Annotated in this window: 15 protein-coding genes; all 15 read right to left on the bottom strand. The window is 37.9% G+C overall.

The window, feature by feature from the left end:
• Nucleotides 1–8: 8 nt before the first annotated feature.
• Nucleotides 9–785, bottom strand: coding sequence for an undecaprenyl pyrophosphate synthase (gene uppS, locus LMD38_RS08015; RefSeq protein WP_000971300.1), 777 nt, complete (start codon nucleotides 783–785; stop codon nucleotides 9–11).
• Between the two features lie 85 nt (nucleotides 786–870).
• The gene (gene frr, locus LMD38_RS08010) at nucleotides 871–1,428 is read right to left on the bottom strand and encodes a ribosome recycling factor (protein ID WP_000531500.1); all 558 of its coding nucleotides are present in this window, start codon (nucleotides 1,426–1,428) and stop codon (nucleotides 871–873) included.
• A gap of 2 nt (nucleotides 1,429–1,430) precedes the next feature.
• Nucleotides 1,431–2,153, bottom strand: coding sequence for a UMP kinase (gene pyrH / locus LMD38_RS08005; RefSeq protein ID WP_000042663.1), 723 nt, complete (start codon nucleotides 2,151–2,153; stop codon nucleotides 1,431–1,433).
• Nucleotides 2,154–2,219: 66 nt separating this feature from the next.
• Complete coding sequence (gene tsf, locus LMD38_RS08000) at nucleotides 2,220–3,107, bottom strand: translation elongation factor Ts (protein ID WP_001018580.1); 888 nt, start codon at nucleotides 3,105–3,107, stop codon at nucleotides 2,220–2,222.
• Nucleotides 3,108–3,210: 103 nt separating this feature from the next.
• Complete coding sequence (rpsB, locus tag LMD38_RS07995) at nucleotides 3,211–3,912, bottom strand: 30S ribosomal protein S2 (protein WP_000111483.1); 702 nt, start codon at nucleotides 3,910–3,912, stop codon at nucleotides 3,211–3,213.
• Between the two features lie 348 nt (nucleotides 3,913–4,260).
• Nucleotides 4,261–5,040, bottom strand: coding sequence for a GTP-sensing pleiotropic transcriptional regulator CodY (gene codY, locus LMD38_RS07990; protein ID WP_000421288.1), 780 nt, complete (start codon nucleotides 5,038–5,040; stop codon nucleotides 4,261–4,263).
• A 77-nt stretch (nucleotides 5,041–5,117) separates the two neighbouring features.
• Nucleotides 5,118–6,509: an ATP-dependent protease ATPase subunit HslU gene (gene hslU, locus LMD38_RS07985; protein ID WP_000550081.1), complete on the bottom strand. Its 1,392-nt coding sequence runs from the start codon at nucleotides 6,507–6,509 to the stop codon at nucleotides 5,118–5,120.
• 22 nt (nucleotides 6,510–6,531) lie between these two features.
• Nucleotides 6,532–7,074: an ATP-dependent protease proteolytic subunit HslV gene (gene hslV / locus LMD38_RS07980; RefSeq protein WP_000526271.1), complete on the bottom strand. Its 543-nt coding sequence runs from the start codon at nucleotides 7,072–7,074 to the stop codon at nucleotides 6,532–6,534.
• A 42-nt stretch (nucleotides 7,075–7,116) separates the two neighbouring features.
• The gene (gene xerC, locus LMD38_RS07975; RefSeq protein ID WP_016718302.1) at nucleotides 7,117–8,016 is read right to left on the bottom strand and encodes a tyrosine recombinase XerC; all 900 of its coding nucleotides are present in this window, start codon (nucleotides 8,014–8,016) and stop codon (nucleotides 7,117–7,119) included.
• Nucleotides 8,017–8,081: 65 nt separating this feature from the next.
• Nucleotides 8,082–9,386, bottom strand: coding sequence for an FADH(2)-oxidizing methylenetetrahydrofolate--tRNA-(uracil(54)-C(5))-methyltransferase TrmFO (trmFO, locus tag LMD38_RS07970; RefSeq protein ID WP_012644562.1), 1,305 nt, complete (start codon nucleotides 9,384–9,386; stop codon nucleotides 8,082–8,084).
• Nucleotides 9,387–9,436: 50 nt separating this feature from the next.
• The gene (topA, locus tag LMD38_RS07965) at nucleotides 9,437–11,515 is read right to left on the bottom strand and encodes a type I DNA topoisomerase (RefSeq protein ID WP_001286972.1); all 2,079 of its coding nucleotides are present in this window, start codon (nucleotides 11,513–11,515) and stop codon (nucleotides 9,437–9,439) included.
• A 144-nt stretch (nucleotides 11,516–11,659) separates the two neighbouring features.
• The gene (gene dprA, locus LMD38_RS07960; RefSeq protein WP_000818028.1) at nucleotides 11,660–12,529 is read right to left on the bottom strand and encodes a DNA-processing protein DprA; all 870 of its coding nucleotides are present in this window, start codon (nucleotides 12,527–12,529) and stop codon (nucleotides 11,660–11,662) included.
• Nucleotides 12,530–12,616: 87 nt separating this feature from the next.
• Nucleotides 12,617–13,519 (bottom strand): succinate--CoA ligase subunit alpha, encoded by a 903-nt coding sequence (gene sucD / locus LMD38_RS07955; protein ID WP_000115178.1) that lies wholly within the window; start codon nucleotides 13,517–13,519, stop codon nucleotides 12,617–12,619.
• A gap of 19 nt (nucleotides 13,520–13,538) precedes the next feature.
• Nucleotides 13,539–14,699 (bottom strand): ADP-forming succinate--CoA ligase subunit beta, encoded by a 1,161-nt coding sequence (gene sucC / locus LMD38_RS07950; RefSeq protein WP_001020785.1) that lies wholly within the window; start codon nucleotides 14,697–14,699, stop codon nucleotides 13,539–13,541.
• A 193-nt stretch (nucleotides 14,700–14,892) separates the two neighbouring features.
• Nucleotides 14,893–15,666 (bottom strand): ribonuclease HII, encoded by a 774-nt coding sequence (gene rnhB, locus LMD38_RS07945; RefSeq protein ID WP_001174724.1) that lies wholly within the window; start codon nucleotides 15,664–15,666, stop codon nucleotides 14,893–14,895.
• Nucleotides 15,667–15,705: the final 39 nt, after the last annotated feature.

The raw sequence follows: 15,705 nt of genomic DNA, 5'->3' as shown, positions 1-15,705 counted from the left end.
CTCTCTTTCTACACGCCTCCGAATCTGCGCCCTCTATGCTGAAAGTCTGTAATCGCATTTAGCAAATGTTCCTCGGTAAAATCTGGCCAATACACATCTGTAAACCAAAATTCCGAATATGCAATTTGCCATAACATGAAATTACTAATACGTAGCTCTCCGCTCGTACGGATTAACAACTCTGGGTCAGGTAAAGAACTCGTCATTAAGTAGGAAGAAAGCATTTCTTCGCTTACATCTTCAACACGAACTTTTCCTTCCTCACGATCTTTCATCATATGTTGCACAGCAGAAACGATTTCATCTCGACTTCCATAGTTTAACGCGAAATTCAGAATTAATCCCGTATTCTCTTTCGTCTCTTCCATGGCCTTCTCCATCGCTCTGCGTGTATGCGTAGGAAGACGATCTTGTTGCCCTATTACACGGACTTGTACGTTCTCTTCAATCAATTCTGGTAAAAATGTACCTAAAAATTCTTCTGGAAGCTTCATTAAATAATCAACTTCCTTTTTCGGTCTTTTCCAGTTCTCAGTTGAAAAAGCATAAAGAGTTAATACTTTCACATTAAGTTTGCTTGCAAATTTTGTGATTTTCTTTACAACTTGCATGCCTTCATGATGTCCCGCAATACGAGGCATCGCTCTCCTCTTTGCCCACCTTCCATTACCATCCATAATGATGGCAATATGTTCTGGGATGTATCCTTTTTTCACTTCTTCAACGAGATGATCAAACGATGTGTCCTTTTTACCTTTAAAAAAAGGAAAGTTTTTAAACATCATTCATACCCTCCAACAAGCAGACGTATGCCTAAAAGTGTAAAAAGACCCCCTTAAGAAGAGGGTCATATTTGCGAAAGTATCGCTATTACACTTCCATGATTTCTTTTTCTTTGTTTTTTGCGATTTCGTCAACTTTTGCAATATATTTATCTGTTTCTTTTTGGATATCTTCAGTATATCCTCTTAAATCGTCTTCTGTAATCTCGCCAGCTTTTTCAAGCTTCTTAAGATCATCGTTACCGTCACGACGTACGTTACGAACAGCAACTTTTGCTTCTTCAGCATATTTTTTCACAACTTTTACAAGATCACGACGACGCTCTTCTGTTAATGCAGGGAATGCAATACGAATTACAGTTCCATCATTAGAAGGGTTTAAGCCTAAATCTGCTTTTAAAATTGCTTTTTCGATATCACCGATAGAAGTTTTATCATACGGTTGAATTACAAGTAAACGTGCTTCTGGAACTGTAATGTTCGCTAATTGCACAACTGGTGTTGGTGCACCATAGTAATCAACTTGTACTTTATCTAATACAGACGCGTTTGCACGACCAGCGCGAACTGTTGCTAATTCGCGTGAATAAGCAGCAACCGCTTTTTCCATTTTTTCATTTGCAGACTTCAATACTTGTTGTCCCATATTTATTTCCCCCTTACAACTGTTCCGATATTTTCGCCTAACACGGCACGTTTAATATTCCCTTTTTCCATAACTGAGAATACAATTAATGGAATATCATTATCCATACATAGAGAAGAAGCTGTAGAATCCATTACACCTAAACCTTCTTTTAATACATCTAAGTAAGTAAGTGTTTCGTATTTCGTAGCTGTTGGGTCAATAGATGGATCTGCATTATATACGCCATCCACATTGTTTTTCGCCATTAAAATTACGTCAGCTTCAATTTCCGCCGCACGTAATGCTGCCGTTGTATCTGTAGAGAAGTATGGGTTACCAGTACCTGCTGCGAAGATAACAACACGTTTTTTCTCTAAGTGACGAACTGCTTTACGACGAATGTAAGGCTCTGCCACTTGACGCATTTCAATTGAAGTTTGTACGCGAGTTTGAATTCCGATGTTCTCCAAGCTATCTTGAAGAGCTAATGAATTCATAACTGTCGCTAACATGCCCATGTAATCCGCTCCTGCACGATCCATGCCCATCTCACTTCCAATTTTTCCACGCCAAATGTTACCGCCGCCAACAACAACAGCAACCTCTACATCTAGTTCTGCAATTTCTTTCACTTGTTCCGCAACTGACTTAATAACAGCTGGGTTGATTCCAAATCCTTGCTCGCCAGCTAAAGCTTCTCCACTCAGCTTTAAAACGACACGATTATATTTCGGTTTACTCATAATGAACCTCCAATTGCTTACATCTTTATTTTAAAAAAGGGAACACAATGTGTTCCCTAATCTGTATTAGTTACTACCTTTTACTTGGTTCATTACTTCTTCAGCAAAGTTGTCTTCGCGTTTTTCGATACCTTCACCAACAGCGTAGCGAACGAATCCTTTTAATGTTGCGCCTTTAGACTCAACGAATTGACGAACTTTCATATCAGGGTTTTTAACGAATGCTTGGTCAAGTAAGCAAATCTCTTCGAAGAATTTGCCTAGACGGCCTTCAACCATTTTTGCAACGATTTTTTCAGGCTTGCCTTCGTTTAATGCTTGTTGTGTTAATACTTGACGCTCATGCTCAACTTCTTCAGCTGTTACAGCATCACGATCGATGTATTTAGGGTTAACTGCAGCGATGTGCATTGCTACGTCTTTAGCAGCCGCTTCATCAGTAGAACCTTCAAGAACTGTTAGAACACCAATGCGTCCACCCATGTGTAGGTAAGCACCGAATGCATCTGCATCAGTTTTTGATACGATTTCGAAACGACGAAGTGTAAGCTTTTCACCAATTTTAGCGATTGCTTCGTTGATGTGCTCTTCAACTTTTTTACCGTTTTCCATTGTTTGAGCCATAGCTTCTTCAACGTTAGCAGGTTTCTTAGCTAATAAGTGAGCAGCTAATTCTTTAATTAATGTTTGGAAACCTTCGTTTTTCGCAACGAAATCAGTTTCAGAGTTTAATTCTAAGATTAAACCGTCGTTACCGTTTGTTTCGATGAAAGTTAAACCTTCAGCAGCGATGCGGTCTGCTTTTTTAGCAGCTTTCGCGATACCTTTTTCACGTAAGAAGTCAATTGCCTTCTCCATGTCGCCGTTAGTTTCTGTTAAAGCTTTTTTGCAGTCCATCATACCTGCGCCAGTTTTTTCACGTAATTCTTTTACCATTTGTGCAGTGATTGCCATACTTTTCATCCTCCTAAAATATGTATTTATACCTTTTATAAAGGTGTTTATACCTTAAAAAAGGTGATAAAAGGCCGAACCCCTTATCACCTTTCCAACTTTGTTACGCAGTAACAGTTTCTTCACCTTGTTTTGCTTCAAGGATCGCGTCTGCCATTTTAGATGTAAGAAGTTTTACAGCACGAATTGCATCATCGTTCGCTGGGATAACGTGATCGATTTCGTCTGGATCACAGTTTGTATCAACGATACCGATGATTGGAATGTGTAATTTGCGTGCTTCAGCAACTGCAATACGCTCTTTACGAGGGTCTACTACGAATAATGCACTTGGAAGACCTTTCATATCTTTAATACCGCCTAAGAATTTCTCAAGACGCTCTAACTCTTTTTTAAGTTGAACAACTTCTTTCTTAGGTAGTACTTCGAAAGTACCATCTTCTTGCATTCTTTCGATGTCTTTAAGACGCTTGATACGCTTTTGGATTGTTTGGAAGTTAGTTAAAGTTCCACCTAACCAACGTTGGTTAACGAAGTACATACCAGCACGAGTTGCTTCTTCTTTAATAGCTTCTTGTGCTTGTTTTTTAGTACCTACGAATAAGATGTCTCCGCCTTCAGCAGCGATGTCACGCATAACTTTGAAAGCTTCCTCAACTTTTTTCACAGTTTTTTGTAAGTCGATGATGTAGATACCGTTACGCTCTGTGAAAATGTAACGCTTCATTTTTGGGTTCCAACGACGAGTTTGATGTCCGAAATGAACACCAGCTTCAAGCAATTGCTTCATAGAAATTACTGACATAATATAGTTCCTCCTAAATGGTTTTTGATATCCTCCGTTTACTTCATCTCTAAGCGAAACTACAAACGTAGCACCAACACTTAAATCAGTAAACGTGTGTACTTTGTACTGACACCACTGCTTACTATATCATACTGAAATATTACAATCAAGTCGAAAATGCGAACAATGTAAAACTTTCTTTGTTCATACTCGAATTCTAGTATTACCAACCTGCATTTCTTTTAAGCAAAAAGTGAAATGCAATTCATGGCTTTTCAAAAAAATGCGATTATGACGCTATGTACGAACAACATCAATCTGTTATACAAAAAAACTCTCCTCAAAAAATGAGAAGAGTTTTATAAATTAGTTTGTTTTTAATTTAGCAAGTTCATGTAAGAATTTGTCGTTTAATACTTTAATGTATGTTCCTTTCATACCTAAAGAACGCGACTCAATTACACCAGCACTTTCTAATTTACGAAGTGCATTTACGATTACCGAACGAGTGATTCCTACACGGTCAGCAATTTTACTTGCAACAAGTAAACCTTCTGTTCCGTTTAATTCTTCGAAGATGTGCTCGATTGCTTCTAACTCACTGTAAGATAATGAGCTGATCGCCATTTGAACAACAGCTTTGCTACGTGCTTCTTCTTCAATTTCTTCTGCTTTTTCACGTAAAATTTCCATACCTACAACAGTTGAGCTGTACTCAGCAAGAATTAAATCATCATCTAAGAACTCTTGACCAAGACGAGCTAAAACTAATGTACCTAGACGCTCACCGCCACCAACGATCGGTACGATTGTAGTTAAGCCTTGACCAAATAATTCTTTATTTTCTACTGGGAATGCTGTGTAAGCACTGTTTACATCTAAGTTTGAAGATGTTTCTGTAATGTTGAATAAGCTTTGTGTATACTCTTCTGGGAATTGACGCTCTGCAAGCATTTGTTTCATACGCTCATTCTCGATTTGTTGGTGAATTGCATAACCTAGTAATTTACCACGACGGCTTACTACGAATACGTTCGCTTCGATTACTTCACACATTGTGTCAGACATTTCTCTAAAGTTTACAGGCTTTCCTGCTGCGCTCTGTAATAACGCATTTAATTTTCTTGTTTTTGCTAATAATTCCATTTCAAAAGTTCCTCCTACATGTTACTCACATATTTTTTCATCACTTGGAAACTAGGGCGAGTCACCTGATGACACTATTACAAAATAAACTGGCTCACATCTTTATTTTTAGCAATCGTTGCTAATTTTTCCTCAACGTATTGAGGCGTTATCGTTATTTTCTCTAACGTAATTTCAGATGCTTCAAACGATAAATCTTCAAGGAGCTTCTCCATAATCGTATGAAGTCTTCTTGCTCCAATATTATCTGTATCCTGATTAACTTGATAAGCAATCTCAGCAATCTTACGAATAGCTTCGTCTGAAAATTCAATTTCTATACCTTCAGTCGCTAATAAAGCAATATATTGTTTAATTAACGCATTGTCAGGCTCGATTAATATTTTAACAAAATCATCCGTCGATAATTTTGTTAATTCTACTCGAATCGGAAATCTCCCTTGTAATTCCGGAATCAAATCTGACGGTTTAGACATATGAAACGCTCCAGCTGCAACGAATAAAATATAATCCGTTTTTACTGATCCGTATTTTGTCGCAACATTTGATCCTTCTACAATTGGTAAAATGTCACGTTGCACACCTTCACGTGATACATCTACACTATTCGACTGCTTACCAGCAATTTTGTCAATTTCATCGATAAAAATAATCCCGAGCTGTTCAGCACGATAAACAGCCTCTTGTGTAACTTCATCCATATCAATTAAGCGCTGTGCTTCCTCATTTGTCAAGACTTTTCTTGCTTCTTTTACAGAAAGTTTACGTTTTTTTGTTTTTTTCGGCATAAAACTTCCTAATGCATCTTGGAAATTCATCCCCATTTGTTCCATGCCAGTTCCTTGCAGCATATCGAACATGGAAGACTGTTGTTCAGTCACTTCAATCGATACAATTTCATCTTCAAGAAGTCCTGCAGCAAGCTTTCTTTCCACATCTTGACGTTTCTTTTCGATTTCAACATCTTCCTGTGAATCTGTTGTTTGATTCGAATTTTGAGCGCCACCAAATAGCATTTCTAATGGGTTTTTAAATCCAGATTGCTTCTCCGGACTCGGTACTAAAATTTCAACAAGACGTTGGTTCGCTTGTTCTTCTGCTTTGTCTTGTACTTTTACTACCATTTCTTCTTTTACAATGCGAACTGACGTTTCCACAAGGTCACGTACCATCGATTCTACATCTCTACCTACATATCCAACTTCTGTAAATTTCGTAGCTTCAACCTTAATAAAAGGTGCTCCAACGAGTTTCGCCATTCGTCGTGCTACCTCTGTTTTACCAACACCTGTCGGTCCAATCATTAAAATATTTTTAGGTGCAATTTCATCACGTAGATTTTCAGCTAATTTACTTCGGCGGTATCGATTTCTTAAAGCTACAGCAACCGCTTTCTTCGCATCTTTTTGACCGATAATGTATTGATCTAATTTTTCCACAATTTGACGCGGAGTAAAATGTAAATGCATATAAAATGCCTCCCTTACGATTCTACAATTCTTCCACAATTATATTGTGGTTTGTATACACACAAATATCGCCTGCAATGTCTAAACTCGCTTTCGCAATTTGCTTCGCTGTTAAATGTTCACTTGCATATTGTTTTAAAGCACGACCTGCTGAAAGCGCATAATTTCCGCCAGATCCAATTGCTAAAATACCATCATCCGGTTCAATCACTTCTCCCGTACCTGAAACAAGGAGCATAGTTGTTTTATCCATGACAATGAGCATCGCTTCTAGCTGACGTAACATTTTGTCACCGCGCCATTGCTTCGCCATCTCAACAGCAGCACGCTGCAAGTTTCCATTATACTCTTCTAATTTCCCTTCAAACATTTCAAAAAGAGTAAATGCATCAGCAACTGAACCTGCAAAACCAGCTAAAACTTTCCCTTGAAAAAGTTTACGAACCTTACGAGCTGTATGTTTCATTACAACAGCATTTCCCATTGTCACCTGGCCATCTCCAGCCATTGCACATTCTCCATTATGATGAACTGCAAATATCGTTGTAGCGTGGAAATTTCCCATAGAAAAAACTCCTTTATATGTTTTTATAGCTTTAAAAGCAATTTATGCCCGTGGGTGATGCTTCATGTAGACAGAACGCAATCTTTCTTTAGAGACATGCGTATAAATTTGTGTCGTAGACAAATTTTCATGACCGAGTAGCTCCTGTACAGTACGTAAATCTGCCCCTTCATCTAACATATGTGTAGCAAATGTATGCCTTAACATATGAGGACTTATACGCATTGTCAGTGAAGCTTTCTTAATGAGTTCATTTAATACATAGCGTACTCCTCGACTTGTCAGCGGCGTGCCTTTCGCATTTAAAAATACCATATGAGATTGTTCTTCAGTTTTCTTGGCTAACTGTTTTCTCCCGTTCTCTATATAAGTAATTAAAGCATCTTGTGCATAGCTCCCGAACGGAATATACCTTTGTTTTTTTCCTTTTCCCATTACTAAAATTGTCCCCACCGCAAAGTCAATATCGGTAAGTTGTAAATTGACACATTCACTCACACGGATCCCGGTCGCATACATCAACTCTAATAAAGCTTGATTCCTTTGACCTAACGGGGTTCCCGTATCAGAAACTTCAAATAATTCCTCTAATTCTTCAGCATATAAAAACTTTGGGATTGACAATTCTTTTTTGGGGAGTGACGCAAGTGCAAACGGATTATCTTTCCGATAACCTTCACGCATCAAAAAACGATATAAACTTCGTAAGCTTGATACTTTTCTTGCGACAGATTTACGGGCTAACTTTTCATCGTGCAACGTCGTTAAGTACAAACGAACATCCGCGTATGTAATATCTAAAAAAGAGGATATGCCTTCTCGCTCCATAAATTGCACAAAATGTTCTAAATCATTTTGATAACTTGCAATTGTATATTTTGAATAATTTCTTTCAATTTGTAAATATCCAACGAATAATTGTAACAATTTCTTCACATTCACACAATTCACCTCAATAAAGGCTACTAAATCGTATCACAACTTAGTAGCCTTTGCAAGAAATTTAACTAAATATTTACAAAATTTCGAATCGTTTCTAAAGCGCGTGTTGCATAGGCTTCATTACGTTCTGCTTTCTTTTTAATTTTCTTCTCTAACGGTGCAAACAGACCGAAGTTTGCATTCATCGGTTGGAAGTTTTTTGCATTTGTCGCAGTAATATAATTCGCCATACTTCCCATCGCAGTTACAGGTGGTAATACAACCGGCTCTTCACCTTTTACAAGTCGAGCAGCGTTGATACCTGCTAACAATCCTGAAGCCGCTGATTCAACATATCCCTCCACTCCAGTCATTTGACCAGCGAAGAATAAATCATCACGTTGTTTATATTGGTATGTTGGACGAAGCAAGTTAGGTGAATTAATAAACGTATTACGATGCATTACACCATAACGTACAATCTCTGCGTTTTCCAGTCCTGGAATCAACTGTAACACTTCTTTTTGCGGTCCCCATTTTAAATGCGTTTGGAAACCTACGATATTGTATAACGTTCCCGCTGCATCATCTTGGCGTAACTGAACAACAGCATATGGCGTTTTCCCTGTTTTCGGATCTTCTAATCCAACAGGTTTCATCGGTCCAAATACTAGTGTTTGTCTTCCTCTACTTGCCATAACTTCTACTGGCATACAACCTTCAAAGAAAATTTCTTTTTCAAATTCTTTTAAAGGTACTGTTTCAGCAGCGATTAAAGCCTCGTAAAAACGGTCAAATTCCTCTTCCGTCATTGGACAGTTTAAATATGCCGCTTCACCTTTATCGTAACGAGATTTTAAATACACTTTATTCATATCAATGCTGTCTTTCTCAACAATCGGTGCTGCTGCATCATAGAAATAAAAGTAGTCTTCACCCGTTAATTCTTTTAATTGCGCAGAAAGATCAGGCGACGTAAGTGGACCTGTCGCGATAACAGTAGGACCTTCTGGAATTTTAGTAATTTCTTCATTCACCACAGTTACGTTCGGATGATTTTTCACATATTCCGTTACTTTTGCCGCAAATTCATGACGATCTACCGCTAAAGCCCCTCCTGCTGGTACAGAACACTCATCAGCTGCACGAATAATAACAGAATCCATTAAACGCATTTCTTCTTTAATAACACCAACAGCATTTGTTAATGTGTTTGCGCGAAGCGAGTTACTACATACTAATTCTGCAAATTTATCTGTGTGATGAGCTGGCGTTTGCCTTACCGGTCTCATTTCGTATAATCTTACTTGGACACCACGTTTTGCAATTTGGTAAGCTGCTTCACTTCCTGCAAGACCTGCGCCAATGACATTTACTACTTGTGTTGTCATATATTTATCACCTTTCCTTTTCTTCCCGAAAAAAATGTGAGCAGTTACGCTCACATTTGTTGTTCTTCTTCATAATCACACGAAATACATTGTACTTGTACGCCTTTTTTCAACTTCTTCTCTACTAGCATACCTTCACACTTCGGACATTTACGGCCAATCGGCTTATCCCAAGATACAAAGTCACACTCTGGATACGTACCGCACCCATAGAAAAGACGTTTCTTTTTATTACTACGACGCTCAATAATTTGACCTTTATCACATTTCGGACAAGTAACACCGATTTCTTTCACAATCGGTTTTGTATTACGACAATCTGGGAAATTCGAGCAAGCCATAAATTTCCCGTATTTACCCATTTTAAAGACCATTGGGTGATTACATAATTCACAATCTTCCCCAGCTGGTTCATCTTTAATTTCCACTTCACGCATTTCTTTTTCCGCTTTTTCTAAACGCGGTTCAAATCCTACGTAGAAATCATCAACAATTTTTACCCAATTCGCATTTCCTTCTTCTACTTCATCGAGGCTTTGCTCCATGTTAGCAGTAAATTCAATGTTAATAATTTCTGGGAAAAACTCTAAAATAAGTTCAATTACTATTTCACCTAGTTCAGTTGGAACGAAGCGTTTATTATCCAAACCTACATATCCACGTTTTTGAATCGTTTCAAGTGTCGGTACGTAAGTCGACGGTCTTCCAATTCCAAGCTCTTCAAGTGTTCTTACTAAACGAGCCTCTGTATAGCGCGGCGGAGGTTGTGTAAAGTGTTGCTTCGGTTCTAAATCCTTCGAAAATACGGTTTCCCCTACTTCTAAAGGTGGCAACATCTTATCCTTTTCTTCAGCCCCATCATCTTTCGACTCTACATACACTTTCATAAATCCTGGGAACTTTACAACCGATCCACTTGCACGGAACTGAACATTATTATTAATGAGTCTCGCTGTCACAGTATCCATTATAGCAGACGCCATTTGACTTGCAACAAATCGCTCCCAAATCAATTTATACAATCGAAGTTGATCACGACTTAAGAAACTCTTTAGTTCCTCTGGCTTTCTCATTACCGAAGTAGGACGAATTGCCTCATGCGCATCTTGTGCGTTCGACTTCTTCGTTTCTTTCTTCTTTTCTGTTCCTATGTATTCCGTACCAAACGCCTCAGTAATGTACGTACGTGCCTCTGTTTGAGCTGTTTCTGAGATACGTGTTGAATCAGTTCTCATATACGTAATAAGACCTACAGTTCCTTGTTTTCCAAGATCAATTCCTTCATACAATTGCTGCGCAAGCATCATCGTTTTCTTTGCTCGCATGTTTAACTTACGCGCCGCCTCTTGTTGCAAGGAAGATGTTGTAAATGGTAATGCCGGATTACGTTTTCGCTCTTTTCTCGTTACATTTTCAACTGAGAACGCATTATCTTTCAGCCGTTCAATTATTTCATTCACTTGTGTTTCATTCGTTAATTGAACCTTTTCACCATCTACACCGTAAAAGCTTGCTTCAAATGTGTCTTTCCCTTTCACAAATTCTGTCTTAATTGTCCAGAATTCTTCAGGCTCGAAACTTTGAATTTCTCTTTCACGTTCGATAATTAAACGAACTGCTACAGATTGTACGCGTCCTGCACTTAATCCTTTTTTTACTTTCTTCCATAATAAAGGACTAATATTGTAACCAACAAGACGATCTAGTATACGTCTTGCTTGTTGTGCATCTACTAAATTCATGTTAATCGCGCGAGGATGTTTAAAGGATTCCTTTATTGCATCTTTTGTAATCTCATTAAACACAACTCGGCAATCTGATTCAACGTCCACATTTAACGTATTGGCTAAATGCCAAGCAATAGCTTCCCCTTCGCGGTCTGGATCGGCCGCGAGATAGACTTTCTTTGCTTTTTTTGCTGCTGATTTTAAGTCTTTTAAGACGGGACCTTTACCACGAATGGTAATATACTTCGGGGTGAAGTTGTTCTTTACTTCTATCCCCATTTGGCTTTTAGGTAAATCGCGAACGTGTCCCATAGACGCGACAACTTTGTATTTTTTCCCTAAATATTTCTCAATGGTCTTCGCCTTAGAAGGCGACTCCACGATTACGAGGTAATCTGACATGCTAGTGCCTCCTTAAGAGGTGGATTCAAGTCTTCATTAATCTTATTGATTTCTCTTGTTTTTGTCAATCAAGAATGAATATACCATACAGTGCCTATCTACCATTTGTCAATAATTGTTTAATAAAAACATAAAAATATAAGGTTAATTTAAAATCTCTTCCAGTATATCTTCTGCATTTCTTACTAGTTTCGCTCCTTGTTGAATGAGATGATTTGTTCCTGATGCACTATCTATAAATATAGGTCCAGGAAGTGCAAATACCTCTCTATTTTGCTCTAGAGCAAGGTCTGCGGTAATAAGTGTTCCACTTCTCGATTTCGCTTCTACAACTAAAACACCTTTACTTATGCCACTAATAATCCGATTCCTTTTTGGAAAATACCATTTTTTCGGTGCATAGTGCGGCGGATACTCTGTTAATAACAATATATATTCATTCCACACTTCATATAAATATCGATTCTCTCTTGGATATATATACGATAATCCATGTCCTAGTATCGCGATTGTTGGGCAATGCCGTCTTACTGTAATTTCATGAGACATCGCATCTATCCCTCTTGCAAATCCACTGACAACAAGCCATTCCTTTTCTAATAATGGATGTAAAATAAATTTCAAACTTTCATATCCATATAAATTCGGTTCTCTTGTTCCAACAACCGCTAATTTATTCACTTTATTGAGAAAATCTTTTTCTCCTTTTCCATATAATACAAAGGGAGGATCTTGTATTTCACGTAATAATTTTGGATAATCTTCATCCCATATTGTCATATAAAAGAATCGATTTTTCTCTAAATAAGATATATATTGTGGGAGATTTGAACTTTGAAGAAAATTTACTAATTCTGAAGATTTTTTCGAGGATATTCCAGTGTAACATTCAATTTGTTTTGCATTAAAATTGTATATTTCCTTCAATTCTGGATCGACATGTAATAGCCTCTCTATCGCCTTCCAATGGTCTGCTAACAAGTAATGAAGATGTAATAATCGTTCTCTTTTCATCACAATTCTCCTTACCCATAATTTTTATTATGTTAACAAGAAGTTTGTAAAAAGACACCTTCAAGCAAGAAGGTGTCTTTCAACAGATTAGTAGTTTTTACAAGTCTCAAATAGACCTTTTTCTTTTAAGACAGAGATTAGCGTTTCACCCATAACTGCTGGAGTTTCCGCTACTTTAATACCACAAGCTTCCATCGTTTTAATCTTTTCTGCAGCAGTTCCTTTGCCGCCAGAAATGATTGCACCAGCATGACCCATACGTTTGCCAGCAGGCGCTGTTTGGCCGCCAATGAAGCCTACAACAGGTTTTGTCATATTAGCTTTTACCCATTCAGCTGCCTCTTCTTCCGCTGTACCACCGATTTCACCAATCATAATTACAGCGTGTGTTTCTTCATCTTCATTAAATGCTTTTAACGCGTCAATAAAGTCTGTACCGTTAACAGGGTCTCCGCCGATACCTACAGCCGTAGATTGACCAATACCTTCTTGTGTTAACTGATGTACAGCCTCATACGTTAATGTACCAGAGCGAGATACGATACCTACATGACCTTTTTTATGAATGTATCCTGGCATAATACCAATTTTACATTCATCAGGTGTGATAACACCTGGGCAGTTCGGTCCAAGTAAACGTGTATGTTTACCAGCCATATATCTCTTTACATTTACCATATCTAATACAGGAATTCCTTCAGTAATACATACTACTAAATCAATTTCTGCATCAACTGCTTCCATAATTGCATCAGCCGCAAAAGCGGGTGGAACGTATACAACTGAAGCGTTTGCGCCTGTTGCTTTCACTGCATCTTCTACAGTATCAAATACTGGTACACCTTCAATATCAGTGCCACCTTTACCTGGCGTTACACCACCGACAATTTTCGTACCGTATTCTATCATTTGCTTTGTGTGGAATAACCCTTGAGAACCTGTAATACCTTGAACAATAACTTTTGTATCTTTATTAACTAATACGCTCATTTTTCTCCCCCGCTTTCTATTAGCCCACTAGTGAAACAATTTTTTGTGCACCGTCTGCCATAGATTCTGCTGCAACAATATTTAAGCCAGACTCATTTAAAATTTTCTTACCTAACTCTACGTTTGTACCTTCAAGACGTACAACTAAAGGCAATTCAAGACCTACTTGTTTCGTTGCTTCAATAACACCTTCTGCAATAACATCACACTTCATAATGCCACCAAAAATGTTAACGAAGATACCTTTTACATTTTTGTCAGAAAGGATAATTTTGAATGCTTCTGTAACCTTTTCAGCTGTCGCACCGCCACCAACATCTAAAAAGTTAGCTGGATCTCCATGGTAATGTTTAATGATATCCATAGTAGCCATCGCTAAACCTGCACCATTAACCATACAACCGATATTTCCATCTAAAGGAATGTAGTTTAAGTCATATTTAGAAGCTTCGATTTCTTTTGCATCTTCTTCATCAAGGTCACGAAGTTCTAAAATGTCTTTATGGCGATATAAAGCATTAGAATCAAAGTTTAATTTCGCATCTAATGCCATAACTTTACCATCACCTGTTGTAACAAGTGGGTTAATCTCTGCGATAGAGCAATCTTTTTCGATAAAAGCACGGTATAAGCCCATCATAAACTTCACAGCTTGTCCTACAAGCTCTTTTGGAATATTGATGTTAAATGCAATTCGGCGTGCTTGGAAGCCTTGTAAGCCTACTGCTGGATCAATATATTCTTTAAAGATTTTTTCAGGTGTTTTTTCTGCTACTTCTTCAATTTCTGTTCCGCCTTCTTCAGAAGCCATTAAAACAACTTGAGAAGTTGCACGGTCTAAAACAAGACCTACATAATATTCTTTTTTAATATCGCAACCTTCTTCGATAAGTAAGCGTTTTACTTCCTTACCTTCAGGACCTGTTTGATGTGTCACAAGTGTAGTTCCTAAAATGCTCTCTGCATATGTACGAACTTCATCTAAATTTTTTGCAACTTTTACTCCGCCAGCTTTGCCGCGTCCACCAGCGTGAATTTGTGCTTTCACTACACATACATCCGTTCCTAATTCTTTCGCCGCTTCTACAGCTTCTTCTACTGTAAATGCAACCTTCCCGTTCGGAACGCTAACCCCATAGCTTCTAAGGACTGCCTTACCTTGGTACTCATGGATATTCATGGTCCCATCCTCCCCTGTTTTCCTGTTTTACTCGAAAAGTTTTTTAATGTTTAAAAAACATTACATTGCCATTGTATAAGATGATTGGCACGCTGTCTACAATAAAGTGTCAGAAAACTGAAATCGCTTTATTCTTTTTGGAAAATAGTAATGTTTATATGTCAAAATACAAAATAAGCTGCGTTTTCGCAGCTTATTTTTGAATCATATCTTTAATTGGCGCGAACGATTTTCGATGTTCTTCTAATATGCCATGCGCTTCAATCGCTTCTAAATGTTGTTTTGTGCCATATCCCATATGTTGTTCAAATCCATATGCAGGATACTTTTCTCCAAGCTCTTTCATCATACGATCTCTCGTTACTTTCGCAATAATGGATGCAGCTGAAATAGAAATACTTTTTGCATCACCTTTAATAATAGATGTTTGCGGAATTGGTGTAGGGAGTTTCATCGCATCAATTAATAAATATTGTGGTGTACAAGATAAATTCGCAACAGCATCTAACATCGCTTGTTTCGTCGCTTGATAAATATTTATTTCATCAATAACTTGCGGTGATACAATTCCAACTCCAATTGCAATTGCTTGCGCTTTAATTTCATCATAAAAACGCTCACGTTTCGCTTCACTCAACTTTTTCGAGTCATTTAACCCTGGAATATAAAAATCCTCAGGAAGAACGACAGCTGCCGTCACAACAGGCCCAGCTAACGGTCCACGACCTACTTCATCTATACCTGCGATATATGTGAGACCTTTTTCACGTAACGCATTTTCATACTTAGACATTTCTAGAAATTTTTCTTTTTCCTTTTGCGCTAACTCTTTTTGTTTATACCACTTAGAAATGAGCTTTTGTACCCCTTTACGTTCATCTTTTATTAATATTTGAAAGCGGTCGTCCTCTTCACTCATAATTTCTTGTAGTAGATGTTCCGCCTCTTGAATAGTCACTTTTTGCATTCATGCCACTCCCTTTATATACAAAAAAGAAAAGACGTA

Source organism: Bacillus pacificus (assembly GCF_020861345.1).
GTDB classification, from domain to species: Bacteria; Bacillota; Bacilli; order Bacillales; family Bacillaceae_G; genus Bacillus_A; species Bacillus_A pacificus.
This window is presented reverse-complemented; position numbering and strand designations above follow the sequence as displayed.